Below are 26,974 nucleotides of genomic sequence, written 5' to 3'. Positions count from 1 at the left end.
GCTCGAGACCGAGTGTGTCCAGTTCCCCGTCGAGATACGCCGCACGGCACGCCTGCCGCTGAATCTTGCCGCTGCTCGTCTTCAAGATGGTCCGGGGCCGGATCAGCACGATATCGTGAATGGGTATCTCGTGTTCCGCACCAACTGCATTCCTTATGACAGTACGGATTTCGCCCATCTCGTCGATATCGTTCGCGACGACTTCGGCAACCAGGACCAGCCGCTCCCCCGCATCGCCCGCCGCCACGGAGAACGCCGCGACACAGCCCGGTCGCACGGAGCCGTGTGCGGTCTCGGCGGTCAGCTCGATGTCCTGGGGGTAATGATTGCGGCCGTCGACGATCAGCAGGTCTTTGCTGCGTCCCGCGACGAAGAGTTCACCCTGATCGAGGAATCCGAGATCTCCGGTTCGGAGGAACCCGCCCCGGCCGTCGAGGAGCGTCCCGCCGAACACCTCGGCGGACGTGTGCTCGTCGTTCAGATATCCCGCCGCCACGCTGTCGCCGGCTACCCAGATCTCGCCGATCTCGCGATCACCGCATTCGACCCGGCGTTCCGGGTCGACGATCGAGACAGTGACACCGCGTGGCGGAATCCCGGCCCCCACCACCTCGCGGGACACCGCCGCGGCGGCGCCGGCGGGATTCGGCGTCACCGTCGGTGCGCGATCGACCGGCGTGCCCGTCACCAGCAGGGTCGCTTCGGCCAAACCGTAGACCGGCTGGAAGGACTCGGGCCGGAAACCCGACCGCTCGAACACATCCGAGAATCGGCGAAGGGTGCCCGCCCGCACCGGCTCCGCCCCGTTGAACGCCACCCGCCAGCGGCTCAGGTCGAGCTGCGCGGGCAGATCCGCGGTGACCCGCCGCATGCACAACTCGTAGCCGAAGTTGGGCCCGCCGCTGCTGTGCGCGCGAAAATGCGATACCGCGCGCAGCCATCGTTCCGGCTTCTGCAGAAAGTGCAAGGGCGAGAACAACACCGAACTGGTCCCAACGTACACCGTCTGCAGCACCGGTCCGATCAGACCCATGTCGTGATACATCGGCAGCCAACTGACGAACATCGAACCGTCCCAGGACGCCACCCGTTCCGGGGTGTGGTCCATGGCTTCGGCGATAACCCGCTGGTTGTGCAGCAGATTGCGATGGGTGACCATCACGCCCCGGGGCGCGCTCGTCGAACCCGAGGTGTACTGCAGAAAAGCCACCGTATCCGGACCCACCCCCGGATCGACCCAGTTCGCCGCGCACTCACCGGGAATCTCCTCGGTCGCGATCCAGCGCAGGGCCGCCAGCTCCGGCAATTGCTCGACCACCGCACGGAGTGCGTCGATGACCGCGCGGGTAGTGAGCACCACCTGTATGTCGGCATCCGCGATGACCTGCCGCAACCGGCGCAACGCCCGATCGACCTCGTGCATGCGCGGCAGCGGGGCGGGCACCGCCACCACGGCGCCGGCGAGGCAGCCGAAGAAGCCCGAAATGAACTCGAGTCCAGGCGGATACAGCAGCAGCGCGCGCCGATGCCCGAATCCCTCGGCCTGCAACCAGGCCCCGACCGCCAGGGCCCGGCGCTCCAGCCCGCCGTAGCTCAATTCGTCGATGCCACCGGTGATATCACCGGTCTCCAGGAAGCGGTAGGCGATACCGGAGCCCTGCTCGGCCCTGCGGAGCGGCAGCAGATCCAGAAATGAACCGTACATAGGTGAATCCCCCGTCGCGCTGTGAGAGGAACCGATGCTCACTCGGTCTCCCCATGTGGTTGCACGTCCGCGTCGAGCAGGCGGAGCAGTTCCGCCATACTCTCGTCGAAGCTCGGATCGTGCGGGTCCGGCTCATCGGTCGCCCCCGCCTCCCCATCGGCGGGGCCGTTCGAAAGATAATGTGCCATCAACTCTATTGTGGGATAGTCGAATACGACACCTACCGGTACTCGCACACCGAGCCATTCACTGAGCTCGGAGGCCATCCGCACGCCCTGCAGGGACGTCAGCCCGAGCTCCGCGAACGGCACGGCGATATCGATCTCGGCGGGCCGCACGTCGAGCATCTCCGCAATGGTGTCGATGAACCAGGAACGGATCTCTTGCTCACGATGCATGGGATTCCTCGTCTCCGCCGGCGAGCCAATAGTGCTGTCGCTGGAATGCGTAGGTGGGCAGATCCACGGCGCGACGCCGACCGAAGATGCCCGCCCAGTCGACTCGGACTCCGCGAATCCAGGCGTTCGCGCTGTCCTCGAGCGGACGGTCTTCATCGGTGACGTCTTCCGCCGCATCGTCTTCCGCGAGACCGTTCACCGCGGCACGGCCGGTCAGCAGACCGGCCGCGGAATCGCCCTTTGTCAATGCGTGCAGACCGGCGACGAGCTCGTCACGGTCACGGCCGAGGACCACCGCCCGGTAGTCGAATGCCGCCCGCGTCGTCGCCAGCGACCAGCCGATATCGGCCGGATCCAGTGCGGGATGCCACTCGACATGAGCGAGCAGATTCCCGGCCTGCGCGGCCAAGGCGGCGGCGCTCCGACCCGAGAGGACCCACGGCACGAGCGGCAACCCCGCCGGACCCGGGAAGGCACCGAATGCTGGCGCCTCGGCCGGGTTCTCGGGCGGAGCCTGTTCGAGAATCACGTGTGCGTTCGTACCGCTGATCCCGTAGGACGACACCGCGGCGCGGCGCGGCCAGTCATTGACCGGCCACGGCTGCGCCTCGGTGACCAGCCGCACGCCGCCGCCCGACCAGTCCACGTGTGGGCTGGGCTCATCGACGTGCAGTGTCGAAGGCACTGTCCCACAACGCATCGCCTCAACCAATTTGATCATGCCGGCCACGCCCGCCGCCAACTGTGTGTGTCCCATATTCGATTTGATCGAACCCAGCAACAAGGGCCGCTCCGGCGATCGGTGCCGCCCGTAGGTCGCCGCGAGCGCGCGCGCCTCGACCAGATCCCCCAGCGGGGTGCCGGTGCCGTGCCCCTCCACCACATCCACCTCGGTCGCGGTCAGCCCGGCATCGGATAGCGCCGTGCGGATCAACTGCTGCTGCGCCAACCCGTTCGGTGCCATCAGCCCGTTCGACGCGCCGTCCTGATTGACCGCCGACCCGCGCACCACCGCCAGCACCTCATGTCCCAGACGACGCGCATCCGACAATCGCTCCAGCACCAGCATGCCCACGCCCTCGGCGAAGATCGTGCCGTCGGCACCCGCCGCGAACGACTTCACCCGCCCATTCCCGGCCAGCCCGAGACCGCCGTCGAGCAGGACGAACACACCCGGGGTCGCGAGCACCGAACAACCTCCGGCCAATGCCAGCGAACATTCGCTCGAACGCAGCGCGCGCACCGCCAGATGCACGGCCACCAAGCCCGACGAACACGCGGTATCCAGGCTCAGCGCCGGACCCTTCAGGCCGAGCCCGTAGGAGATCCGCCCGGAGGCCAGCGCCGAGACATTTCCGGTCAGGAAGTGGGCACCGGAGTCGGCCGCGAATCCCCCCGACGCCGCCAGCGATCCATATCCCTGGTCGTTGCCCGCACCGAGGTAGACGCCGGTATCGCTGCCGCGGAGCGACCGAGGGTCGATGCGGGCGCGTTCGACCGCCTCCCACGCGGCCTCCAGCACGAGCCGCTGCTGCGGATCCATGGCCAGCGCTTCCCGCGGGCCGATGCCGAAGAATTCCGCATCGAAATCGCCCGGCGCGCTGAGGAAACCGCCTGACCGGCTCCGCACCTTCGCGAAATCGACGGGGCCGGCGCCCTTGCGGATCAGCCGATCCCAGCCACGATCGACCGGCCAGTCCGTGATGAGATCCCGGCCGTCCACGACGGCATCCCAGAGCTCCCGGGGTGATTCGATTCCCCCCGGGTAGCGGCAGGACATCCCGATGATCGCGATCGGCTCTCGCGCCCTTGCTTCCACCTCGCGCAAACGCTGCCGCGTCTTCTGCAGGTCTTTGACAGCCTTCTTCAAATAGTCGCGGAGCTCGTCCTCGCGCACTGTCGAGACCTCTCAGTTCAGTCGAGTATCGGATCCGAGCGGTCCAGATACTCGAACATGGCATCGTCTTCGTCGAAATCAATGTCTTTTTCCGGATCCATCTCTCGACTCGCCATGGCAACCGCCGGCAGGTTCGCTCGAACCCTGCGGAGCATCTCTTCCATCCGGTCCGCGAGCGTTTCCAATGCCTGCTCGTCGAGATCCTCGAGCAGCGACGGATCCGCGAGCGTGTCCAGTCCGCTGAGGATTCGGGCCGCGGGATCGACGTCCGGGGTCAGTTCCGCGCGGAGGAACCGAGCCAGTTCGGCCGGGCTGGGATGATCGAAGACGACGGTCGCCGCCAGTTTCGTACCGATGGCGGTTTGCACCCGGTTGCGGAATTCGACCGCGCCCAGTGAGTCGAATCCCAGATCCGCGAACGCGGAGTCGGCGGGGATGTCGTCGGGCGACCCGTGCCCGAGCACCGCGGCCGCGTGCGCTCGAATCATGGTGAGCAGCAACCGTTCCCCATCGGAGCGGTGCAGCCCGCTCAGCTCGGAGCGCAGAGTCGAGGCCCGGTTCGGATCGCTGTCAGCAGCGCGCCGGGTGACCCGGAGCAATCCGCGCAACAGCGGCGGTATGTCGTCGATATCGGTAATTCGCCCTCGGATCGCGTCCAGCTCCATCCGGGCCGGCACCGTCGCGGCCAGGCCCGTCGCCAGCGCGGCATCGAACATGGCCAGTCCCTCGATATCCGATATCGGAGCGAAACCGCTGCGCCGCATTCGCTCGAGGTCGACCGCCCGCAGGTGCCCGGTGATTCCGGTGGCCCGTTCCCAGAAGCCCCACGCCAGGGATGTGCCCGGAAGACCCGATCGCTGCCGGTGCTGTGCCAGGCCGTCCAGAAAGGCATTTGCCGCAGCGTAATTGGATTGGCCCGGACTGCCGAGCACACCGGCCACCGACGAGTACATGACGAACGCGTCCAATGGCAGTTCACGGGTCGCCTCGTGCAGGTTCCAGGCCGCGTCCACCTTGGGCAACAGCGCCCGCTCGACATGACCCGGGGTCTGCGCCGAGAAGACCGCATCGTCCACCACACCGGCCACATGCACGACCGCCCTCAGCGGATGTGCCGGATCGATCCCCGCGACCAGGGCGCGCACCGCGTCGCGATCTGACATATCACAGGCGACCACCGCCGCTCGCGCGCCCAAAGCCGAAAGTTCCGACACCAATTCACCGGCTCCCGGGGCCGCCGGACCCCGGCGTGAGGTGAGCAGCAGTCGACGCACGCCGCGCTCGGCCACCAGATGCCGGGCCAGCAGACCACCCAGACCGCCGGTACCACCGGAAATCAACACCGTGCCGGCCGGATTCGCTCGCGCGGGCAACGCCAGCACCTGCTTCCCGACATGCCTGGCCTGGCTCAGGTGCCGGCACGCCTCCGGTGCCTGGCGCGCATCCCACACCGTCACCGGTACCGGTCGCAGCACCCCGTTTCCGAACAGCTCCGCCAGCTCCACCAGCATCTCGTGGATCCGGTCGGGTCCGGCCTCGGTCAGTAGGAACCTGCGATACTCCACGCCGGGATACCGAGCCGCGATCAGCTCGGGGTCGCGGGTATCGGTGACACCCATTTCGATGAATCGGCCACCGCGGCACAGCAATTCCAGCGAAGCGTCGATCTTGTCGCCGGCCAGCGAGTTGAGAACCACATCGACGCCCGCACCACCGGTGGACCGCAGGAACTCCGCCGCGAAATCGACGCTGCGCGTATCACCGATCCGATCATCGGCAAAACCCTGGTCGCGCAATACATTCCATTTCGGAACGCTCGCCGTCACATAGAGATCCAAGCCCCAGTGCCGCGCCAACTGCACCGCGGCCATGCCGACACCACCGGTGGCCGCATGCACCAGTACGGTATCCCCCGGAGACGCCGACGCCAGATCCCGCAGTGCGTAGAGCGCGGTCGCGAACACCACGGGCACACCGGCCGCTTCCTCGAAGGACAGCTCCCCGGGAATCCGAACCATCATCCGCTGGTCGGCCACTACCGTCGTGCCGATGCCGGCGAAGATGCCCATCACCCGGTCACCCGGCCGCAGATCCACCACATCGTCGGCCACTTCGAGCACCACACCCGCGCCTTCGCTACCGACCGGGGTGTTCGGCACCGGGTACATCTCCAGCACGATCAGCACATCACGGAAGTTCAGACCCGCTGCCCGCAATCCGACCCGAACCTGCCCCGGACCCAACTCGGCCTTCGCCGAATCCTGCGGTACGACAACCATATTGTCGCCGTGCAGGGTGCCGCGCCCCCGGGTCGCCAGCCGCCAGTCACCGTCCGCGGTGACCAGTTCCGCCGACCCGAGGACATCCGCCGCGACCGGCGTCAGCCGTGGCACCAGCAGCGCCCCGCCCCGCACGGCGAGCTGCGTTTCGCCGCGTCGCGCGACCGCGGCGGCGACCGCGGCACGGTAGTCGGTCCGATCCCCGGCATCGACCAGCAGGATCTGTCCGGGATGCTCGTTCTGGGCACTGCGGACCAGCCCCCACACGGCAGCGCCCACCAGGTCTCGGACGTCCTCCACGCGGTGCGCCGAGACGGCCCCCGACGTCACCACCACGATCGATGCCGACTGCTCCCGCAACAGACTCCGTAACCGGCCCAGCACCTCGCACACGCCGGCCCGGACCCCGCTGCCACCGTCCGCATCGACGCCCGGGAAAAAGCAGCGGACGACCATGTATTCGCGGCCATCGACCGCATACCGTTCCGGCGGCAGCCCGTTATCGTCCGGCTCTGTTGTCCATTCACCCTGCGGTACAACAGCTTCGGAATCAGAACCGTCGAGCCAGCCGGTCGTGAACAGGGAATCGTCACCTGGAGAACGCCGTGCCGCAACGCCGAACGATTCGGATGCGACCCCCCGCACCGTCAGCGCGCCCACCCGCGCGACCGGCCGACCCGCCGGATCGGACACCTCGAGCTCGATCCGGTCGGCGGCGCCGAGCCGCAATCGCACCCGCAGAGCGGTCGCACCGACGGCCGCCAACGAGACATCCGCCCAGGCGAACGGCAGGCGAATCTCGGCGGTGTCCTGCCCGGCACCGAGAGCGCCGGTGACCAGCAACGCGTGCAGGGCCGAATCGAGCAGTGCCGGATGAATCCCGAAGCCCCGCGCCTGCTCCCGGGCCTGCTCGGGCAGACTCACCTCGGCGAACGTCTCATCGCCCCGGCGCCACACCGACTTCAGCCCCTGAAAGGCGGGCCCGTACTCATAACCGGCCGCGGCCAGATCCCCGTACACATCATCGAGCCGCATGGCTGTCGCTCCCACCGGCGGCCATGCCGACGAGTCCGCCGCGACGCTGAAACCCGCGCCTGAGGAACGTAATTCGCCCACCGCGTGGCACACCCACGCCGCATTCGAACCGTGCCCGGAACGCTGGGGCCGCGAAAACACCGATACCGGGCGCGTGTGCGACCCCGCGGCATCGTCGACCACGACCTGCAACTCCACCGCATCCGAGTCCGGCAGCACCAGGGGCGCCTGCAGGATCAGTTCCGCCAGCTCCGGCGCATCCACCAAACCTCCGGCATGCAAGGCCAATTCCACGAAGGCCGTGCCCGGCAGCAAGGTCGCGCCGGCCAGCCGATGGCCCGCCAGCCACGGGTGGGTCCGCAGCGACAACCGGCCCGATAGCAACAACCCGCCCCGCTGCGCCGGACTCACCACCGTGTCCAGCAGTGGATGGCCCGCGGACCACGATCCGGCCGCGACGGCGTTCGCGCGCTGATCGAGCCAGAAGGTTTTCCGCTGAAACGCGTAGGTCGGCAATCCCACCCGCCGCGCGCCGGATTCCGCGAACGCCGCCTGCCAATCGACTTCCATGCCGAGGACGAACGCCTCGGCGACAGCGGTGACGAAGGCCGCGTCCGCGTCCCGGGTCGGCCGTAGCATCGGCACGACAGCCGGTGCCGACGGGTCTTCGGCCGTCCCCGGAAGTGTCTCCCGGACCATGGCGGAAAGCGCTGTGCCAGGACCGATTTCAAGAAAGTAGCCGATGTCGCCGCGCCGACCCAGATAGTCGGCACCCGACATGAATCGGACCGGATCGCGCAGCTGCCGAACCCAGTAGTCGGGTGTGCGGAGCCGGGCGGGGTCCGCCGGCTCCCCGGTGAGGTTGGAGATGATGCCGATATCCGGCGCGTGATAGGTCAGGTCGCGGCAGACCGCGGCGAAGGCGGGCAGGACCGGGTCCATCTGCCGGGAATGGAAGGCGTGGCTGGTGCGCAGTCGTTTCGATTCGGTTCCGGCGACCGCCAGCATCTGCTCGAATTCGCCGACCGCGTCGTCGTCACCGGAAACGACAACGGCGGTGGGCGCGTTCACCGCCGCAATGCCGAGCCGATCACCGTATTCCGCCAGCAAGGCCGCGACATTATCCGCTGTCGCCGATACCGCCAGCATGGCACCGCCCGGCGGCATGGATTGCATGAGCCGCCCGCGTGCGGCTACGAGCGTGCAGGCATCGGGCACCGACAAGACGCCGGCGATATGGGCGGCCGTGATCTCGCCCAGCGAATGACCCAGCGCATGATCCGGTCGCACGCCCCAGGATTCGAGCAAACGGAACAGTGCCACTTCCACCGCGAACAAGGCCGCCTGCGTATACGCCGTCTGGTGCAGCAACTCGGCGGCATCCGAACCTGGGTCGGCGAAGATCACTTCCCGGAGCGGGACCTCGAACGCTCCGTCGAATCGGGCACAGATTTCGTCGAAGGTCGCGGCATAGATCGGATAGACCTCGGCCAACCGCCGGCCCATACCCGCCGACTGACTGCCCTGCCCCGGAAAAAGAAAGACCGTCCCGCCATTGCCCGCGGCCCGACCGGTGACCACTCCCGGTGCGGAATCACCCCGCACCAGCGCGGTCAGGCCGGTAACGAGCTCATCCCGGTCCCGACCCAGAACAACTGCCCGATAATCGAACACCGATCGTGTGGTCACCAGCGAATAGCCGATATCCACCGGATCCAGGCCAGGATGCCGCTCCACATGAGCAAGCAACTTCCCGGCCTGCGCGACCAACGCCGCGGCGCTCGTACCCGAAATCACCCACGGAACAGGGCCCCGCGCGGGCTCCGCCGTCTTCGTCATCGGCACCCTCTCCTATCGGCGCGCAGTGCCCTCTGCGGCGGCGGCCCCGCCAACTCCAAGAAGGTCGACACCCAATCCGCGAGCAACGATTCCGCGCCGGCCACATCGATTCGAGTGGGGTGATAGATCAGCCGGAAGGCCAGGTCGGCCCCGGGAATCACCATTGCCCAGATGGGCAGATTCGACCGTAGATGAACATCGACATCCTCGAACGAGACATCGGCGAAGCCGACCTCCATACCGCCGAAGGTATGCACCGCGACCGCCACGGCGGACTCGAACAGTGGATGTCCGTCGGGTATCTCCGACCAATTCGCGAGAGCCGGTGGTGCGACATGCTCGAACCGCCGGATCGATGTGACGCGGGCTTGAAGTCGACGCAGCCGCTCCCCCGCCGGAACCGACGGATCGACGGCGATGCGCAGCGGCAGCACATTCGAGAACGCGCCGGCGATCTGCTCCATTCCGGCCGTGGGACCGAATCGCCCGGACAGCGCCACTCCAATCGTGACGTCCGAATCTCCGCAGTGGCGGCCGACCACGCCCGCCCACGCCGCATAGGCCACCGTCGCCAAGGTGACACGCTGCGAGCGCAGGGTTTCGACCACCGCCGCGGACTGCTCGGTGCTGAGCTCGACGGCGACGACCGGCTGCGCACGCTCCGCCTCCGAGACCGCGGAGGTGCGGCCGGGATGAATCGCCGGCAGCGCATTGGGCACCGCGCCGCGCAGTTCGTCCCGCCAAAATGCTTCCGCGGGAGCATAATCCAGCTCCTGAACCCAGGAGATGTATTCGCGGAACGACCGCGCGGCGGTCAGCGTTCGGCGCCGACCCGATTTCAAGCCCTGATACAGGGCGGCCGTTTCCGCGAGGACCATCGCGAAGGAGGTGCCGTCGAGTATCAGCCGGTGATGCGTCCACACGATGCGGTGCCGGTCGTCGGACACCTTGACGACCGTCATCCGAGTGAGCGGAGCCGAGGCCAGATCGAAGCCGCGCAGGCGATCCTGCGCGATGAACTCGGCCTCGCGGGCCGCCGCCTCGCCGCGATCCAGCGCGGTCGCGTCTTCGACGAGGAACGGTATGGTCGCGTGACTGCGCACCACCTGCACGGGCTCGGATCGCGCGTTCCACGCGATCGATGTGCGCAGGGCGGGGTGCCGATCGACGACCCGCTGCACGGCGTCGCGAAACAAGTCGACATCGAGCGGGCCCACCAACGTCGCCACCAGCTGTTCGAGGAACAGGCCGGGATCCTCGAGGACGTGGCGCAGCACCTCGTGCTGTACCGGCGACAACGGATGGATGTCCTCGATCTCGTTGGCGGTCAACAGTATTCCCGGCTGCGCTCCGCTCAGTTGGTCAGCGATTTCGGTGAGCTCCGCGATGGTGAACTCCGCCAGCGGGTCCGCTTCGCCGACCGGCTGCGCCGCCCGCACCTCGTCGGTGGCATCGGCGAGCGGAGGCTCGCCGCCGACGCCGGACAGCGACCGCTCGTACACCGCTCGTGCCAGCAAGCGAATCGTCTGATTCTCCAACAGGTCCTGGGGTTCGATCTCCGCCCCGGATTCCAGCGCGCGCCGGACGAATCCAACCGCCATGAGGGAGTCGACACCGAGATCGAAGAAGTTCGTGTCGAGGTCGAGGTGCTCCACACCGAGCACGTCGTGCGCGATCTCGCTCAGCCTGACCTCGACCGCCCGCAGGCCGCCTTCCTCTGGACGCGCGCTCGGGGCCGCGGGCCGCGCGGACAACCGCGGCTCCATGGCGTCGAGCTCCTCGGGCCGAGCCGGGACGGCGGGGATCGGATCGATCCAGTATCGGTCGCGCGCGAACGGATAGGTCGGCAGCGATGTCCAGCGGGGTGCGGTACCGAAATATCGCGGTGTCCAATCGATTTCCACTCCGGCGGTCCACAGCTGACCGAGTCCGTCGAGGAAGACATCACGATCGTGCGCGCTCTCGGACGCCCGGCGCGTGAGACGGACGGCACGACTGGACTCCGACCAGCTCCGCTGCCGCTTCACCGACGCGGTCAATGATCCGCCGGGGCCGACCTCGACGAGTACGTGGCCACCTGCACCGAGCAGGTTCTCGATATTGTCCTTGAATCGGACCGTGGCTCGAATACCGTCGGCCCACAGGGCCGGATCGGTGGCCTCGACATCGGACATCCACGCACCGGTCTTGTTCGACAGCAACGGGATTCGCGGCGCGGCGAGCGGTAGCTCCCCGAGCGCGTCCCGAAACTTCGGCACGACCGGTTCCATCAGAACCGAATGAAACGCGTGCGATACCTCCAATCGACGGGTCAGAATCCCCTGACCGGTCGACCAGTGCTCGAACTCCTCGATGGCGCGCAGCGGACCGGACAGCACACACTGCTGCGGATCGTTGATCGCGGCGACGCCCAGCTCGGACCCGAGCCGGTGCTCGATATCGACCACCGCGGACGCGACGGCGAGCATCGCGCCCCGTGGCGAGGCGTGCATCAGATCGGCACGGGCGGTCACCGCGCGGATGGCTGTGTCGAGATCGAAAACACCGGCGATCGTGGCTGCTACATATTCGCCGATACTGTGGCCGACCAGCGCGTCCGGCGCGACGCCGTAGGACTCGAGCAGCTTCGCCAGGGCGTACTCGACGCTGAAGATCGCGGGCTGAGCGTGGTCGGTTCGAGTCAATCGCGATGCGTCCGAACCGAATGTCGTGGCACGAATATCGGTGCCCGACAACCGATGGAACGAGTCGGCGCAATGGTCGAAATGCTCGGCGAACACGGGCTCGGTGGCGATCAGATCGCGGGCCATTCCGAGATACTGGGTGCCCTGCCCCGGGAACAGAAATGCGATCTTCGTGTCCGGATCCAGTGCGACTCTGGGCTCACCGCCGCGACCGGTCAGGGCCTGCACGGCCCGGCCCCGGTCCTGCACCACGACAGCTGCTCGCACCCGATGCGATTTCCGCCCCCTGTCGAGCGTGTACGCCACGTCCGTAAGATCGAGTTCCGGGTTCGAATCCAGCTGCGCGGCAAGATGCTTCTTCGATTGGGCGAGCGCGTCCCCGGTATGCGCCGACAGCAGCAGCACCTGCGGCCCGGACCGGGCCGGGCGCGACGGCACGGCGGGCGCCTCTGTCACCACGAGATGCGCGTTGGTTCCCCCGACGCCGAACGAACTCACGCCGGCGTAGCGCGGGCCGTCCCAGTCCCAGGCCCGATACTCGGTCTGCGGTACGAAGGGACTGCGTTCGAGCTTCAGTTCCGGATTGGGCTTCTCGAAGTGCAGCGTCGACGGAATCGCACGGTTCTTCAGGCTCAGCACCGTCTTGATCAGCCCGGCCACGCCCGAGGCCACCTCGAGATGCCCGATATTGGACTTGACCGAGCCCAGCGCGCACGGCGCCGGACGCGGCCTGCCCGAAATCTCGAAAGCCCTTCGCAGCGCCTCTAATTCGATGGGGTCGCCCAGCGGAGTGCCGGTGCCATGCGCCTCGATGTAGCTGATATCGGCCGAGTCGATGCCAGCGACGGCGTGCGCCTCCGCGACCACGTCGGCCTGGGCCGCGACGTTCGGCGCCGAAAACGCGATCTTGCGCGACCCGTCGTTATTGATGGCGGACCCGGCGATCACGGCATGGATCAGGTCCTTGTCCGCGAGCGCATCGTCGAGCCGCTTCAGCACGATGATGCCCGCCCCGCTGCCGAAGACGGTACCGTCGGCTCTGGCGTCGAACGGTCGGCAACTCCCACTCGCCGACATCATGGATCCGGGCTCGTAGAAGTACCCGACGTGGTGCGGAATCCTGATCGACACCGCGCCCGCGAGCGCCATATCGCATTCGCTCGACAGCAGGCTCTGGCAAGCCATATGCACCGCGACCAGCGAGGACGAGCACGCCGTCTGCACGGTGAGGCTCGGGCCTCGCAGATTGAACTGATGCGACAGCCGGGTCGCCAGGTAGTCCTTGTCATTGTGGATCAGCAAGTTGAGCAGTTCCGCATTCGCGCCCTGGGCGAGGGATTCGCGCAGATCGCCGTGGGAAAGCAGGTTGTGCAGCAGATAGCCACTGGCGGCACTGCTGCCGAAGACACCGATCGCGCCCGTGTACCGATAAGGGTCGCAGCAGGCGTCCTCGAGCGCACTCCAGGCGGTCTGCAAGAACAAGCGATGCTGCGGATCCATGATCCGGGCCGCACGCGGAGCGAAACCGAAGAACTCGGCATCGAACATGTCGATGTCCGCCAGAATCGGAGCGCGGCGAACATACGCGGAGCGTGTGAATATCTCTTCGGGAACCCCCGATTCGACCAGCGCCTCGTCGGAAAGGTCGACGATCGATTCGCGACCGTGCCGAAGATTGTCCCAATATTCTTCCAGCGATGTGGCGCCCGGGAATTTTCCCGCCATGCCAATTATTGCTACGGAGTTCTCGATACCAGAGTCCGCGGTCATCGTCACCTAACCCCCATAGTTCTGCTATTCGCCACGCGACCGTCGCGCCCGTGCGCTCCGTCGTGCGTGCGCACGTGCTACCGGACGATTGCCGAGTTGTTCTACCTCGTCCGAAAATTCCGCACGGCCCAAGCCGAGCTGAATACCGATATCTTTTTCCAGATCGCGCAATGTCGCGCCTTGCAAGAGCAATCCCACCGATGGCTCCACCCCGAAGTCCCAGCGGCAAGCATTCTTGATTCGCATGGCCATCAACGAATCCATACCCACCGCGAACAGCGAAGCGTTCACATCCAGTCCGGCCGGCGAGCCGGCGCCGATGATGGCATTCACCCGAGAAACCAACCGGTCCGATATTGCCTTACGGGCGTCGTCTGGGCTCAATTGCCGTAGACCGTCCGGACCGATCCATTCCTCCGGGCCCGCCGCGAGATCGAATTCCCCGATCAGCTCCCGGAAGTAGCTCATCTGCTTCAGCTCCGGAAGATCCAGCACACGGTCCAGCCGTAACCGCGCGATTCCGATGCGTGCCGGATCATGAGCCAGCACGGTTCCGAACGCTGCCACACCCTCTTCCGGGGTGAGTGGGTCGACAACTGGGAGGACCACCGACGTAGCCAATCCGACACCCGACCATTGACCCCAATTGAGCACCGACGCCGGTGCCCCCTGTGCGCGACGCCATTGCGCGAAAGCATCGAGCCAGGCATTGGCGCCGGCGTAGGCGGCCTGTCCGGGCGAGCCGAGCATCGCCGCCATCGAGGAGAACGCGACCCACCAATCCAGATCCCGGCCGGCCGTGGCATTGTGCAAGGCCACCGCACCTGCCGCCTTGGGCGCCCAGACCCGGGCCAGGCTCTCACTGTCCAATGCGGTGAAGATCGCGTCGTCGAGTACGCCCGCCGCGTGCACCACGCCCCGCAACCGCTTGCCGTCTTTTTCGGCAGCCGTGACGAGCCTGTCCGCAACCTCGGGACTCGATATGTCGCCGAGCTCGATGACCACCTCGGTGCCGCCCTCGAACTGCAGCAATCTCGCCTCGGCCGCGGCGGACGGGGCGGACCGGCCGTTCAGCACCACACGGCCCGCGCCCCGCTCGGCCAGCCAGCGCGCGACGCTGAGCCCCAGACCGCCGAGTCCGCCGCTGATGATGTACGAACCATCAACCCGCACAGTGTCTTTCGACACAGCAGGGTCCAGCTGCGCACGCGTGAGCGTCTCCACGTATCGGAGACCACCGCGCATGGCGACGATGTCGTCTCCGGCGCCCGCTCGCAGTTCGGCCAGCAGCTGCGGGATTCCGTCGGCGAGCGGGTCGAGATCGATGAGCGTCGCACCCAACTCCGGATGCTCGAAGGCGAGCGTTCTGACTATCCCGCGCAACGCACCGACGCCGGGTTCGCCCGCCTCGCCCGCACCGACGGCGAGGCCGCCGCGACCGACCAGCCACAGCCGTGGCGATTGCCCGCTCGGATGCTGCAGGACGGCTCGCGCGACGGCGGCCAGGCGCAGAATCATCCGCTGCCCGCGGGCGCCTTCCTCGGCCGCGGTAATCGCTTGTTTCCCAGCGGAATCGACGAAGACCACGATCCCGGCCAGCGGGGTGCCGCTACCGTCCGCGGCCGACTCCAATGCCGTACGCAGCGAGCGCTCGTCGGCGAGCGTGCCGGTGAATACTCGCCCCTGATCCGCATCGATTTCAGCGGCCACACTCGCGGCGATCGGCGACAGATCGTCATCTTCGGTCAGCAGGATCCAGCAGCGTCCATCAAAGGAGCTGCCGGATGCGGGCAACCGTGATTCCGCGGTCCACGTGGTACCGAAGATCTTCTGCCCGATCGGGAGATCCAGCCGCCGGGACACCACTCGCCGCAACGCAATATCGGCGAGCTCCACCACCACCCGTCCGGCCTCGTTCACCAGCTGGGCAGCGGCCCGGACGCCGCGGTCCGGGTCGTCCGACTGCCGCGCGACCACTCGGCATTCGAGTTTGCCGGTGACCGATTCGAAGATCCGGATGGATCCGATCGACTCCGGCAGGTAGGTGGCATCTGCCAGTTGCGTCAGGACCGTATCGCTCAACGCCGCGCCGAGGCTCTGCAGCGCGGCGTCGAGGATGACGGGATGCACGCTGAAACGCAGCTGGCGCGGCGCTGCGGGTGGTAGCTCGATCGTGGTGGAAGCGCTTCCGCCACCGTGTCTTTCGATGTTCGTCAGCGCCGCGAAGATGGGCCCGTGCAGTTGGCCGGTCTGCCGCAGCAGCGAATAGTAGGTCCCCACCGACACCTTGGTCGTGGCGACCTCGGCCCGCGCCGCGCTACGCGCGCCCCCGCTCGAATCGTCGGTTCGGCTCACCGCCGCACTCGCATGCCGGAACCAGCCATCGTCACCCGAGCGGGAAAGGATCTCGACGCGTGCCGTACGCCTATCGATCTGCCATTCCAGGTAGGTGGTCAGATCCACGCTGCGATCGAGCACGAGCATCTGGTCGATGGTGAAGTCGCGCAGCTCCAATTCTTCGACGCCCACACCGAATGCCTCGCTCGCCGCGCTCGCGCACATCTCGACGAACACCGCGGCGGGCAGCACCGGCATGCCGTGCACCCGGTGATCGTTGAGCCACGGATTCCGCTCGGTGCCCGCGTCGGCACTCCATGCGTACGTATCGGTTCGTGGAATGCGAACACCCCGGCCGAGCAGCGGATGACCGCCCTCGTCCAGGATCGGTGCACGATCCGCGGCCCAGAAATTCGAGTGCGACCAGGGCGCCGCCGGGACGTCGACGAACCGGCCGGTGTCGGGGCCGAGCTTGCCGAACTTCGCCTCGAGCGCGGACAGGACCAGTTCGAGTTGCGTATGGAATTCCACGGTTTCGTCGCGATCCCGCTTCATCGAGTAGGTCACCCGGAAGTCCTCACCCGCCAGCGCGGATTCGAGGGTGTCGGTGACCGGTGACTCGAGTAGCGGATGCGGCGACATCTCGGTGAAGAGCCGGTAGCCCGCCGCGGCGGCGGTCGCCACGGCGCGCTGAAATTGCACGGGCCGCCGCAGGTTGTCCGCCCAGTACTCGGCATCGAACAGCGGCGTTGCGAGCGGATCTGTGGAGGTCGCGGAATAGTAGTCGACTTCCGGCGCCTGTCTTCTCGCGATCGTCGCGAGGCGCTGCCGCAGGTCGTCGAGCAGATTGTCGACCTGCGGACTGTGACTGGCCACATCGCATTTGATCGGCCACACCGACACCGAGTCCCGCTCGGCCCGTGCCATCAAATCGGCCAACTCGGTTTCGTCGCCCGAGACGATCGTCTGATTCGGTGCCGCGAGCACCGCGATATCCAGGCCCCCGTAGCCGCGCAGACGTTCGGCGCACTCGTCCGCGCTCAGCGACAGCATCGCCATCGCGCCCCGGCCCGAATTCCGTTGCAGCAGTAATGACCGGCGGCAGATGATGCGGACCCCGGTCGAGGTGTCGATGGCACCCGCGACCACGGCCGCCGCGATCTCGCCCATGGAGTGGCCGATGACAGCGCCGGGCGTCACGCCATAGGAACGCCACAACGCGGCGAGGGCGACCTGCATGGCGAACAAGGCGGGCTGAATTTGCGAGATACCGGTGAATTCCGCACCGCTGCTGAGCATCTCACGCAGATCGAACGGCACCTCGGCGGCCATCAGCGCGCTCAACCGCGTGATCTCCTGAGCGAAGACCGGCTCGTCCTCCATCAGGCTGCGGCCCATCCCGGCCCACTGCGATCCCTGGCCGGAGAACAGCCACACAGGCCGACGGGCGCTCTGCAGCCGCGGAAACACCGACGCTCCGTCCGGATCCCGCACGGACAAGCGCCGGAGCCCACGGGTGACGGCGGCCCGATCCCTGCCCACGACCACCGCTTGATGCCGCTGGTCGGCGCGATTCCAGGTGACCGTATGTGCGATATCCCTGATCGAGAGCTTCGCGCCCGCGCCCTGCATCCAATCCGCGAGCGCGCCCGCCGAAGCGGCAACCCGATCCGCCGACTTTCCACTCAGACGCAGCACCGTGGCCGAACGTTCCCGAACCGGTTTCGATGGCGCTTCCGGAGCTTGTTCCAGCACCACATGGGCGTTGGTGCCCGAAATACCGAAGGATGACACTCCGGCCCGGCGTGGGTGACCCGCGGCGGGCCACATCACGCATTCGGTGGGTACGAAATAACGCGTTCCCGATGCGTCGATCGCGGGATTCCACGCGGTGAAATGATTGTTCGGCGGAATTACCCCATTGGATAATGCCAGGCTCGCCTTGATGAGCCCCGCCACCCCGGCGGCCGCCTCCAGATGCCCCAGATTCGTCTTGACCGCGCCCAGTGCGCAATCAATACCGTCGGTGCCGTACGACTTCCTTATCGAGTCGAACTCGATGGGATCACCGAGCGGTGTTCCGGTGCCGTGGGTCTCTATGAGACCCACGGTCTCGGGAGAGACGGCGGCGGCGGCCAGTGCTCGCCGGATGAGTTCCGATTGCGCGACCCGACTCGGCGCGGTCAGGCCATTCGTCGGCCCGTCGTGGTTCACCGCCGACCCGCGAATGACCGAGAGAATACGATCGTTGTCGCGCACCGCGTCGGAGAGCCGCTTCAATACGACGACACCGGCGCCCTCACTGCGTACGAATCCGTCGGCTTCGACATCGAAGGCGCGGCATTTGCCGGTCGGCGACAGCGCCGACCATCGAGACATCGCCAGCCCGGTATAGGGCGCCAGATTCAGTTGCACACCACCGGCGATGGCCAGATCGGCCTCCCCGCAGCGCAGACTTTGACCCGCGAGATGAATGGCGACGAGGGAGGAGGAACAGGCGGTATCGACGGTGAGGGACGGCCCGTGCAGTCCGAGCAGATACGAGATGCGACCGGCGGCCGCGCTGTGCGCATTTCCAGTCGCCATATACGCGACCGGTTCGCTCCGCCGTTCCAGATTGACTATCGAGTAATCCCACCCGGTCATTCCGATCATTACGGCGGTTCGGCTGCCGCCGAGCGAATCGGATGGAATTCCGGAATGCTGCAACGCCTCCCAGGTCACTTCGAGCAGCACACGCTGCTGCGGATCCATGGCGGTCGCCTCGGCCATCGATATACCAAAGAATTCCGCATCGAATCCGCGGGGATCGTCCAGGAATCCACCCCAGTTCATGGAGCTGCTCCTGGGCATATCCGGATACCGCTCGTAATACTCCTGAAGATCCCAGCGCCCGGGTGGCACTTCGGTAATAGAATCCCTTTTCTCGATCAGGGAGTCCCAGTAGCTCTCGCAATCGAAGACGTTTCCGGGAAACCTGCAGCCGACCCCCACGATCGCAATTGATTCATTGGAGAGCGCTTGCCGAAGTGCTGCCCTCGCGGCTGGAGAAAGCTTTCCAATGAGTGATTCCGCGCCGGTTTGCATCACGCACTCGTCCCCTCCGAACCAAAAGGTAAAATCTCCCAAAATGACCGAATGCGCTGCCACATCCCAGTCCCCTTGCTCGACAAGCTACCAGCACTGCATAATCGGCACCCCTGCGGGAACTATGAGCTTCATCACACCCACTTGAGGTGACCCGGGCCACCGTGAAGCCTTGAGCTCACTCGTCAACTACTCGAATCGGCAGGGGGGCCGACATCGCCACGGCGAATCCATTTCAGCACGTCAGCAGCGCCTCAAAAGATCACTCCGGGTCAACCGCGCGGTATGACTCCGCTTGCGCACGTGGCGATTTCCGACGCGACGGAGTCGCCCGTGGCGATGTCTCAGCGGATGAGAAGACGTACGCGGGATGTGGCAGCGCGGTCGGCCGTACCGCACGACGGTCGCATCGAAACAGACATCCACATCCCGGTCGGCACGCTTCGGCGGTACGCACACCACCGCACCATTGAGCCGATGTCATAGCCAACAACTATAGCCAATATTCTTCGAGACAAAGAGAGAAAACAAAATCATGTCTGTCGTCACCCAGAAATGGCGCCAGGGTAATTCGATTACCTCCGGCTGGGATTTCACGGTAAAGCATCCAGTAATCGCGATGGTCTACACCTATGTCGCATTCGGGTCCGACTACCGGCGCTGGTATTCCGATCTGGCCGAGGTCCGCACCCGGGTCGACGGTGCGGAGGTCCTCGATATCCCGTGCGGGGGCGGTGCGGTGTTCCCGCAGCTGTCCGGCGCCGCGCCGAAGCGGTACGTCGGCGCCGACATCTCGCCCGCGATGCTCGCGTTGGCCGCCAAGGAAGCCCAGCGGTCGTCGATCCAGAACCTGGAACTGGTTGAACGCGATGTGGTGGCGATGCCCTACGACAGCGAGTTCGACCTGTGCCTGAGCTATATGGGTCTGCACTGCATGCCCGATCCGGCGGCGGCGATCGCGGCGATGGCCCGCGCGGTCCGGCCCGGTGGCATGGTTCGCGGCAGCACTGTGCTCCTCGGTACCGGGTGGCGGCACGATCGTTTCGTGGCGCTGTGGCAGCGGCGCGGGATCTTCACCGACGTCTATCCGGAAAGCTCACTGCGGCAGTGGCTTCAGACGGCCGGCCTCGACGACATCCAGGTGGAACTCTCGGGCGCGATCGCCTACTTCCGGGCGACCAAACCGGGGGACGTGACTGAATGAACCGGATCGTACGGCTGGCGCTCGCCGCGCCGCGGCGAGTCATCGCCGTCACCCTGCTGCTGTTCGCCGCCATGGCGATATTCGGCATCCCGGCCATAACGAGCCTCTCGGCGGGCGGTTTCACCGACCCGGCATCGGATTCGGCGCAGGCCACCCGGCTGCTGACCGGCAAGTTCGGCGTCACCGACCAGCAACTCCTGATCGTGGTGACCGCGCCCGACGGCGCCCGCGGCGAGCACGGCAGGCAGGTCGCCACCGAGATCGTCGATCATCTGAAGCAGTCGCCGTACGTCCTGAATACCTGGTCGGCGTGGACTTCTCCGGACCGGGCGGCGGCGGGCCTGGTCAGCAAGGATGGCAAATCCGGACTGATCGTCGCCAATATCGCGGGTTCGGAGAACGATGCCGAGAAGCGGGCGAAGACGCTCTCCGACGAGGTGGTGCACGACCGCGACGGCGTCACGGTGCGCGCCGGCGGTATCCCGCTGGCCTACGCACAGGTCAATGCGCAGAGCCAGCACGACCTGATCATGATGGAGGCCATCGCGATTCCGCTGAGCTTCGTGGCGCTGGTGTGGGTGTTCGGCGGGTTGTTCGCGGCGGCGCTGCCCGTGGCGGTCGGCCTGATCGCGATTGTCGGGTCGATGTCGGTGCTGCGCCTGATCACCTTCGGGACCGAGGTGTCGACGTTCGCGCTCAACCTGGCCACCGCCCTGGGCTTCGCCCTGGCGATCGACTACACCCTGCTGATCATCAGCCGCTTCCGCGACGAATTGTCGGCCGGCACAGCGAGAAACGCCGCGCTGTCGCGGACCATGGCGACGGCCGGCCGCACGGTGCTGTTCTCCGCGTTCACGGTCGCGCTGTCCCTGTCGGTGATGGCGTTGTTCCCTATGTACTTCCTGCGGTCGTTCGCGTACGCGGGCGTGACCATCGTGGCCTTCGCCGCGATCGCCGCGATCGTGGTGTCCCCGGCGGCCATCGTGCTGCTGGGTGATCGGTTGGATGCCCTGAATGTGCGGCGTTTGGCGCGGCGACTGCTGCGCCGCCCCGATCCGGTGCCCACCCCGATCGAGCGGTCGTACTGGTATCGCTCGACCAGATGGGTGATGCGCCATGCCGTGCCGGTCGGGGCGGCCGTGGTGGCGCTGTTGCTGCTGCTCGGAGTGCCCTTCCTCGGAATGAAATGGGGCTTCTCCGACGATCGCCTGCTCCCGCGGGCGGCGTCGGCACATCAGGTCGGCGATACGTTGCGCAATGATTTCGCCATCGATCCGGCGGCGGCGATACCGATCGCAGTCCCGGACACGGCCGGTCTGAACCAGACCGACCTGGACCGGTACGCCGCCGACCTGTCGAAGGTGGCCGGGGTCGCGGCGGTGGCCGCCCCGAGCGGCACCTTCGCGGGCGGCTTCAAGGTGGGCGACCCCGTCGCACCGACCGGCTTGGCCGATGGCAGCGGGTTCTTGACGGTCGTCAGTACCGCGAGGCTCGGCACCGCGACCTCCGACACCCAGCTGGACGAGATCCGCGCGGTACCGGGTCCGGCAGGCCGGTCGGTACAGATATCCGGGCTGGCGCAGATCAACCGCGACAGCGTCGACGCCATCGTCTCGCGTCTGCCGCTGGTCCTGGGTTTGATCGCCGCACTGACCTTCGCCCTGCTCTTCCTGCTGACCGGCAGCGTCGTGCTCCCGCTGAAGGCGTTGATCCTCAACGTACTGTCGTTGACGGCCACCTTCGGCGCCCTCGTCTGGATCTTCCAGGACGGCCACCTCGGCGCGTTGGGAACGACACCCACCGGAACCCTGGTCGCCAGCATGCCGGTGCTGTTGTTCTGCATCGCCTTCGGCCTGTCGATGGACTACGAGGTGTTTCTGGTGTCGCGTTTCCGCGAGCACTGGCTGTCCTCGGACCGCACCCCCCGCGCCAATGACGAGAGCGTCGCACTGGGCGTGGCCCGCACCGGACGCGTGGTCACCGCCGCCGCCCTCCTCATGTCGATCTCCTTCGCAGCCCTGACCGCCTCACAGGTCCCGTTCATGCGAATGTTCGGCCTCGGCCTCACGCTGGCCGTGCTAATGGACGCAACCCTGATCCGCACGGTGCTGGTTCCGGCGGCGATGCACGTAATGGGCCGCGCCAACTGGTGGTCCCCCAAGCCACTCACCAAGCTGCACAACCGAATCGGCCTCACCGAAGCCCCAGACCCACCCACCACGGCCACCGAACCGTTACCCGATGTGGCAGAGAGCAGATGAGCCGTCACCGAACGTGACGCCGGCCAACGCCACAACGGCCCGGAACCTGATGGTTCCGGGCCGTTCCCCTGGACTGCGTCTTGGGGCGTACGCCGAACAGGTCACGCACACGACCCAACAATTCCGCGCCTTCACCGGCGAGCGATTCAACTGCCGATACCGCAGGGCCCGCGAAGCACACCGGGCTCATGGGTCCGTGTGTCCAACGCTCGCATATTCGCATACGCGATGCGGAAGGGAAGCAAGTTCCCTACCTTCCGGCTATCGGACCTGCGGGACACAGTAGCGACCCACATTGCAACAGTCACCGGAGATGATGAGCGCGCCAGTGCCCAGCTCGGGCACATGGACGGCAACAAGTCGATGGCGCAACGTCACTGCATTCACCAGGGCGTTCGCCGCATGGTGGCGGTCGACAACGCGGACGTCCTGGAACTGCTGAACCCGTTCAAAATGGCACCAAATGGCACCTTAGGGCCTAGTTCAACACTTCACAACCCGCTGACCAGCGGAAACGGTCAATCCTTCTTCATCTGCTCGTAGACGCGCTTGCAGTCCGGGCAGACCGGGGAGCCAGGCTTGGCGGAGCGCGTCACCGGGAAGACCTCGCCGCACAGGGCCACGACGTGGGTGCCCATGACGGCGCTCTCGGCGATCTTGTTCTTCTTGACGTAGTGGAAGACCTTGGGGGTGTCGTTGTCGGTCGAGTTGTCGGTGGTCTCTTCCGGACGGACCAGGGTGTCTGTGCTCACGGCATCAATCATGCCAGGTCGGCCCGTCCGGGGGCGGGCGGCGTGTGCATCCGACGGGCCGTAGTGGAAGACTCGGGGTATGCAGCGTGACGGCGAATCCCAGGCCGACGGCAGTAGCGGCGTGGGTCGCCCGGACGTCGAGTTCCACCCCGCCGGTTCGATCCCGAAACCGCCCCCGCCCTCCCAGGGGTACTTCCCGGGTGAGGGGAAACAGCATCCTGCCCTGATCACCGAGGCGCAGACCTCGCTCGAACAGCAGCATCGGGACCGGGTGCGGCGGTACATCACCATCATGGCGTTCCGCATCCCCTGCCTGATCGGCGCGGCGGTCGCCTACGGGCTGTGGCACAGCTGGTGGGTGTCGCTGCTGATCATCGGCGTCTCGGTGCCGCTGCCGTGGATCGCGGTCCTCATCGCCAACGACCGCCCGCCCCGCACCAGCGACGAACCGAGCCGCTGGGACGGGCGACGGAATCAGACCGCGCTGGAATCGGGAACGCACAAGTCCGTCGAAGGTCGGCCCAACTCCCAGGGCTCGCAGGGTTAGCTGCCCGCGAGCGCCCGGGCCTTCCGGTCCGCGGGGATCGCCGCGGACAACAGGGCCGCGAGACCACACAGGACGCCGGCGACGAACCAGGCCGTCGTGTAGCTGCCCTGCACGTCCCGGATCACGCCCGCGCCGAAAGCGGCCAGCGCCGAACCGATCTGGTGTGAGGCGAACACCCAGCCGAACGCGACCGGACCATCCTCGCCGAAGTGCTTGCGGCACAGCGCGACCGTCGGCGGCACGGTCGCGATCCAGTCCAGGCCGTAGAAGATGATGAACGCCCACATGCTCGGCTGCACGTCCGGACCGAACAGGACCGGCAGGAACAGCAGCGAGACCCCGCGCAGCGTGTAGTAGGCGACCAGCAGATAGCGCGAGTCCAGGCGGTCGGTGAGCCAGCCCGAGGCGATGGTGCCCGCGACATCGAACGCGCCCACCACGGCCAGCAGCCCGGCGGCGGTGGTCGCGGGCATGCCGTGATCGTGGGCGGCGCTCACGAAATGCGTGCCGATCAGGCCGTTGGTCGACGCCCCGCAGATGGCGAAACCGCCCGCCAGCATCCAGAACACCGGCATGCGGACGATGGCCGCCAGCACCGTGAGCGCCCGCGCCGCACCACCGGGAGCCGTGGTCCGCACCCCGACCGCGCTGCCCGGCTCGGCGCCGTACGCGCGCACCCCGACATCGCTGGGGAAGTCGCGGATGAACAGCAGCACCAGCGGAACCACCGCCAAGGCCGCCACCGACACCACGATCGACGGCGTGCGCCAACCGTGATCGCGGGCCAGGCTCGCGATCAACGGCAGGAAGATCAGCTGCCCGGTCGCTCCCGCCGCGGTCAGCACACCGGTGACCAGGCCGCGCTGCTTGACGAACCAGCGGCCGGTGATGGTGGCCACGAACGGCATGGACATCGACCCGACCCCGACGCCCACCAGCAGGCCCCAGGTCGCCATGAGCTGCCACGGCCGGGTCATGAACACCGTCAACCCCGCCCCGGCCGCGATCAACACCAGCGCGCACGCCACCACCCGGCGGATGCCGAACCGGTCCATGAGCGCCGCCGCGAACGGCGAGATCAGTCCGTACAGCAGCACATTCACCGAGACCGCGGCCCCGATCGTGCCGTGCGACCAGCCGAATTCCCGATGCAGCGGATCCATGAGCACGCCGGGCACCGAGCGGAACCCGGCCGCGCCCAGCAGCGCCACGAACCCGACCGCGGCGACGATCCACGCCGGATGCGGGCCCCGCCGTGCCCGCTCCCGCGGAGCTGCCAACGAGCCGTCCAACGAGCTTGTGCCCGACGGCGATTCCACGTCGAGGCGGTCCCTGAGTTCACTCACCGATCGAGCGTGACCGAAATCCCCTACCGGCACGAGTGGCCTGAATGCCACAATGCGTCAAGATCAAGCCAACCGTGAGGGGAGACACCGTGCAGGCACCCCAGCTCGTCGCCGTCCTGGTCCTGGAACCCACCGTCGGCTTCGACATGACCATTCCGTCCATGGTGCTCGGCGCCGCCACCGGCGAGGACGGCGAACCGCTCTACGACGTGCGCATCTGCGGCCTCGGTGACGGCGGCATCGCGGCGGTCGGCGGGTACACGGTCATCCCGGAGCACGGACCGGAACTGCTCGCGCTCGCCGACACCGTGATCGTGCCCGGCACCCGCATCCCCGGGCCTCGTCAGGACGGCACGCTGCCGCCCGAACTCGCCGACGCCCTCGCCACCATCCGCCCCGACGCGCGCATCGTGTCCATCTGCACGGGAGCATTCGTGCTCGGCGCGGCCGGGCTGCTCGACGGCCACCGCGCCACCACGCACTGGCGCTTCGCCGACCAGTTCCGCGCCCTGTATCCGCGAGTCACCCTCGACGAGAACCAGTTGTTCGTGCAGGACGGGAACCTCTGGTCCTCCGCCGGGCTGGCGGCCGGAATCGACCTGTGCCTGCACCTGATTCGCACCGACCACGGCACCGCCGCCGCCAATGGCGCGGCCCGCTACTGCGTGGTGCCGCCGTGGCGTGAAGGCGGCCAATCGCAGTTCATCGAACGACAGGTTCCCGAGGCGGGCAGCGACGGCACCGCGCCTACCCGCCGCTGGGCGCTGCACCACCTCGACGACGAATTGGATCTGAACGCCCTTGCCGCGCACGCGCATATGAGCGTGCGTACCTTCACCCGCCGCTTCAAGGCCGAGACCGGCATGGCTCCGGGCGCGTGGATCCTCCAGCAGCGCGTCCGCCACGCCCGGCATCTGCTCGAGACCACCGACCTGCCCGTCGACGAGGTGGCGCGCAACGCGGGCCTGGGCACCTCCGCCTCCCTGCGCCATCACATGCGTTCCGAACTGGGCGTGCCGCCGTTGACCTACCGTAAGACCTTCCGCAAGCGCGAAACTCTGGAGACAGCATGACCATTCGCTGGGTATGGGCCTTTCTCGACCGGCCCGCCGCGGAATTCGACGACTGCGCCGAATTCTGGACCCGAGTCACCGCCACCACCCGGTCGGCGCCGCGCGGTGAACACGACGAATTCCTCACGCTGCTCCCGGATTCCGGCGCGCCCACGCTCAAGATGCAGTCCACCGGCGGGCCCGGCCGCATCCACCTCGACCTCGACGTCGACAATGTCGTGGCCGCCACCGAACGCGCCGAACAGCTCGGCGCCACCCTCGACGGCGACTACATCCTCACCGAACGCATCGGCTACGCCGTGTTGCGCTCCCCCGCCGGAATGCCGTTCTGCTTCACGCCGTTCCGCGACGCCACCGGCCCGCTCACGCCCACCGTCACCGGGCCGTCCGGCGACCGCAGCCGGCTGGATCAGATCTGCCTCGACATCGGGGCGAGCGACTACGACACCGAATCCCGCTTCTGGACCGAGCTGACCGGGTGGGCCTGGAAACCGGCGAGCCTGCCGGAGTTCTCCCGCCTCTCGGCCCGTCCCGGCCTCCCCCTCGATCTCCTGTTGCAGCGTCTCGGCGAGGACCGCCCCACCTCCGCGCATCCCGATATCGCCTGCACCGATATCGAAGCCACCGCCGCCTGGCACGAGGAGCTCGGCGCGCGCCGCGTCGAGCAGGGCAAGCACTGGCTCGTCATGGCCGACCCGTCGGGCTCGGCCTACTGCCTGACCAGCCGCCGGCCCGCATGACGAACAGGCCTGGCACCCCG

The 26,974-nt window shown here is 67.1% G+C and carries 14 protein-coding genes; 6 read left to right on the top strand and 8 right to left on the bottom strand.

From position 1 onward, the window contains the following. The 6 genes from ACFV4K_RS22320 to ACFV4K_RS22295 all read right to left on the bottom strand — a co-directional run. Positions 1-1,705: fatty acyl-AMP ligase (locus tag ACFV4K_RS22320; RefSeq protein ID WP_379277359.1), on the bottom strand; the 1,705-nt coding region annotated here is incomplete at its 3' end. Between the two features lie 38 nt (positions 1,706-1,743). Further along, the gene (locus ACFV4K_RS22315; RefSeq protein WP_379277358.1) at positions 1,744-2,103 is read right to left on the bottom strand and encodes an acyl carrier protein; all 360 of its coding nucleotides are present in this window, start codon (positions 2,101-2,103) and stop codon (positions 1,744-1,746) included. Further along, positions 2,093-4,000 carry a beta-ketoacyl synthase N-terminal-like domain-containing protein gene (locus ACFV4K_RS22310; protein WP_379277357.1) on the bottom strand — a complete coding sequence of 636 codons (1,908 nt, stop codon included), beginning with the start codon at positions 3,998-4,000 and terminating at the stop codon, positions 2,093-2,095. The genes ACFV4K_RS22315 and ACFV4K_RS22310 overlap by 11 nt, the downstream gene beginning before the upstream one ends. A 17-nt stretch (positions 4,001-4,017) precedes the next feature. Continuing rightward, positions 4,018-9,153 (bottom strand): SDR family NAD(P)-dependent oxidoreductase, encoded by a 5,136-nt coding sequence (locus ACFV4K_RS22305; protein WP_379277356.1) that lies wholly within the window; start codon positions 9,151-9,153, stop codon positions 4,018-4,020. Next, a complete protein-coding gene (locus ACFV4K_RS22300) occupies positions 9,150-13,607 on the bottom strand; it encodes a type I polyketide synthase (RefSeq protein ID WP_379277355.1) in 4,458 nt (1,485 codons plus the stop codon). Before ACFV4K_RS22300 ends, ACFV4K_RS22305 begins: the two co-directional genes overlap by 4 nt. A 24-nt stretch (positions 13,608-13,631) precedes the next feature. After that, a complete protein-coding gene (locus tag ACFV4K_RS22295; RefSeq protein WP_379277354.1) occupies positions 13,632-19,094 on the bottom strand; it encodes a type I polyketide synthase in 5,463 nt (1,820 codons plus the stop codon). Positions 19,095-19,650: 556 nt separating this feature from the next. Between ACFV4K_RS22295 and ACFV4K_RS22290 the strand changes: the two genes are divergently transcribed. The 3 genes from ACFV4K_RS22290 to ACFV4K_RS22280 all read left to right on the top strand — a co-directional run bounded on the left by ACFV4K_RS22290 (position 19,651) and on the right by ACFV4K_RS22280 (position 23,039). Then, positions 19,651-20,235: a class I SAM-dependent methyltransferase gene (locus tag ACFV4K_RS22290; RefSeq protein WP_379277352.1), complete on the top strand. Its 585-nt coding sequence runs from the start codon at positions 19,651-19,653 to the stop codon at positions 20,233-20,235. Next, complete coding sequence (locus tag ACFV4K_RS22285) at positions 20,232-22,496, top strand: MMPL family transporter (RefSeq protein WP_379277350.1); 2,265 nt, start codon at positions 20,232-20,234, stop codon at positions 22,494-22,496. The genes ACFV4K_RS22290 and ACFV4K_RS22285 overlap by 4 nt, the downstream gene beginning before the upstream one ends. A gap of 345 nt (positions 22,497-22,841) precedes the next feature. Beyond that, positions 22,842-23,039, top strand: coding sequence for a hypothetical protein (locus ACFV4K_RS22280; protein WP_379277348.1), 198 nt, complete (start codon positions 22,842-22,844; stop codon positions 23,037-23,039). Here the strand turns inward: ACFV4K_RS22280 and ACFV4K_RS22275 are convergent. Next, complete coding sequence (locus ACFV4K_RS22275; protein ID WP_379277347.1) at positions 23,015-23,248, bottom strand: DUF3039 domain-containing protein; 234 nt, start codon at positions 23,246-23,248, stop codon at positions 23,015-23,017. The two genes, ACFV4K_RS22280 and ACFV4K_RS22275, sit on opposite strands and share 25 nt — an antisense overlap. A gap of 79 nt (positions 23,249-23,327) precedes the next feature. Here ACFV4K_RS22275 and ACFV4K_RS22270 point away from each other — a divergent pair, with 79 nt between their 5' ends. Beyond that, a complete protein-coding gene (locus ACFV4K_RS22270) occupies positions 23,328-23,795 on the top strand; it encodes a DUF3099 domain-containing protein (protein WP_379277346.1) in 468 nt (155 codons plus the stop codon). On the opposite strand, the gene ACFV4K_RS22265 is transcribed toward ACFV4K_RS22270, so the two are convergent. Next, positions 23,792-25,087 (bottom strand): MFS transporter, encoded by a 1,296-nt coding sequence (locus ACFV4K_RS22265; protein ID WP_379277360.1) that lies wholly within the window; start codon positions 25,085-25,087, stop codon positions 23,792-23,794. The genes ACFV4K_RS22270 and ACFV4K_RS22265 overlap by 4 nt on opposite strands. A gap of 143 nt (positions 25,088-25,230) precedes the next feature. Between ACFV4K_RS22265 and ACFV4K_RS22260 the strand changes: the two genes are divergently transcribed. Together ACFV4K_RS22260 and ACFV4K_RS22255 are read left to right on the top strand one after the other, a co-directional pair. Then, on the top strand, positions 25,231-26,214 hold the full coding sequence (locus ACFV4K_RS22260; RefSeq protein ID WP_379277344.1) for a GlxA family transcriptional regulator: 984 nt from the start codon (positions 25,231-25,233) through the stop codon (positions 26,212-26,214). Continuing rightward, a complete protein-coding gene (locus tag ACFV4K_RS22255; protein ID WP_379277342.1) occupies positions 26,211-26,954 on the top strand; it encodes a VOC family protein in 744 nt (247 codons plus the stop codon). Before ACFV4K_RS22260 ends, ACFV4K_RS22255 begins: the two co-directional genes overlap by 4 nt. The last annotated feature ends 20 nt before the right edge of the window (positions 26,955-26,974 follow it).

The sequence above is a fragment of the Nocardia sp. NPDC059764 genome, assembly GCF_042732555.1.
Lineage (GTDB): Bacteria > Actinomycetota > Actinomycetes > Mycobacteriales > Mycobacteriaceae > Nocardia.
The sequence above is the reverse complement of the archived record's forward strand: the minus strand, read 5'-3'. Positions and strand labels throughout refer to the sequence as shown.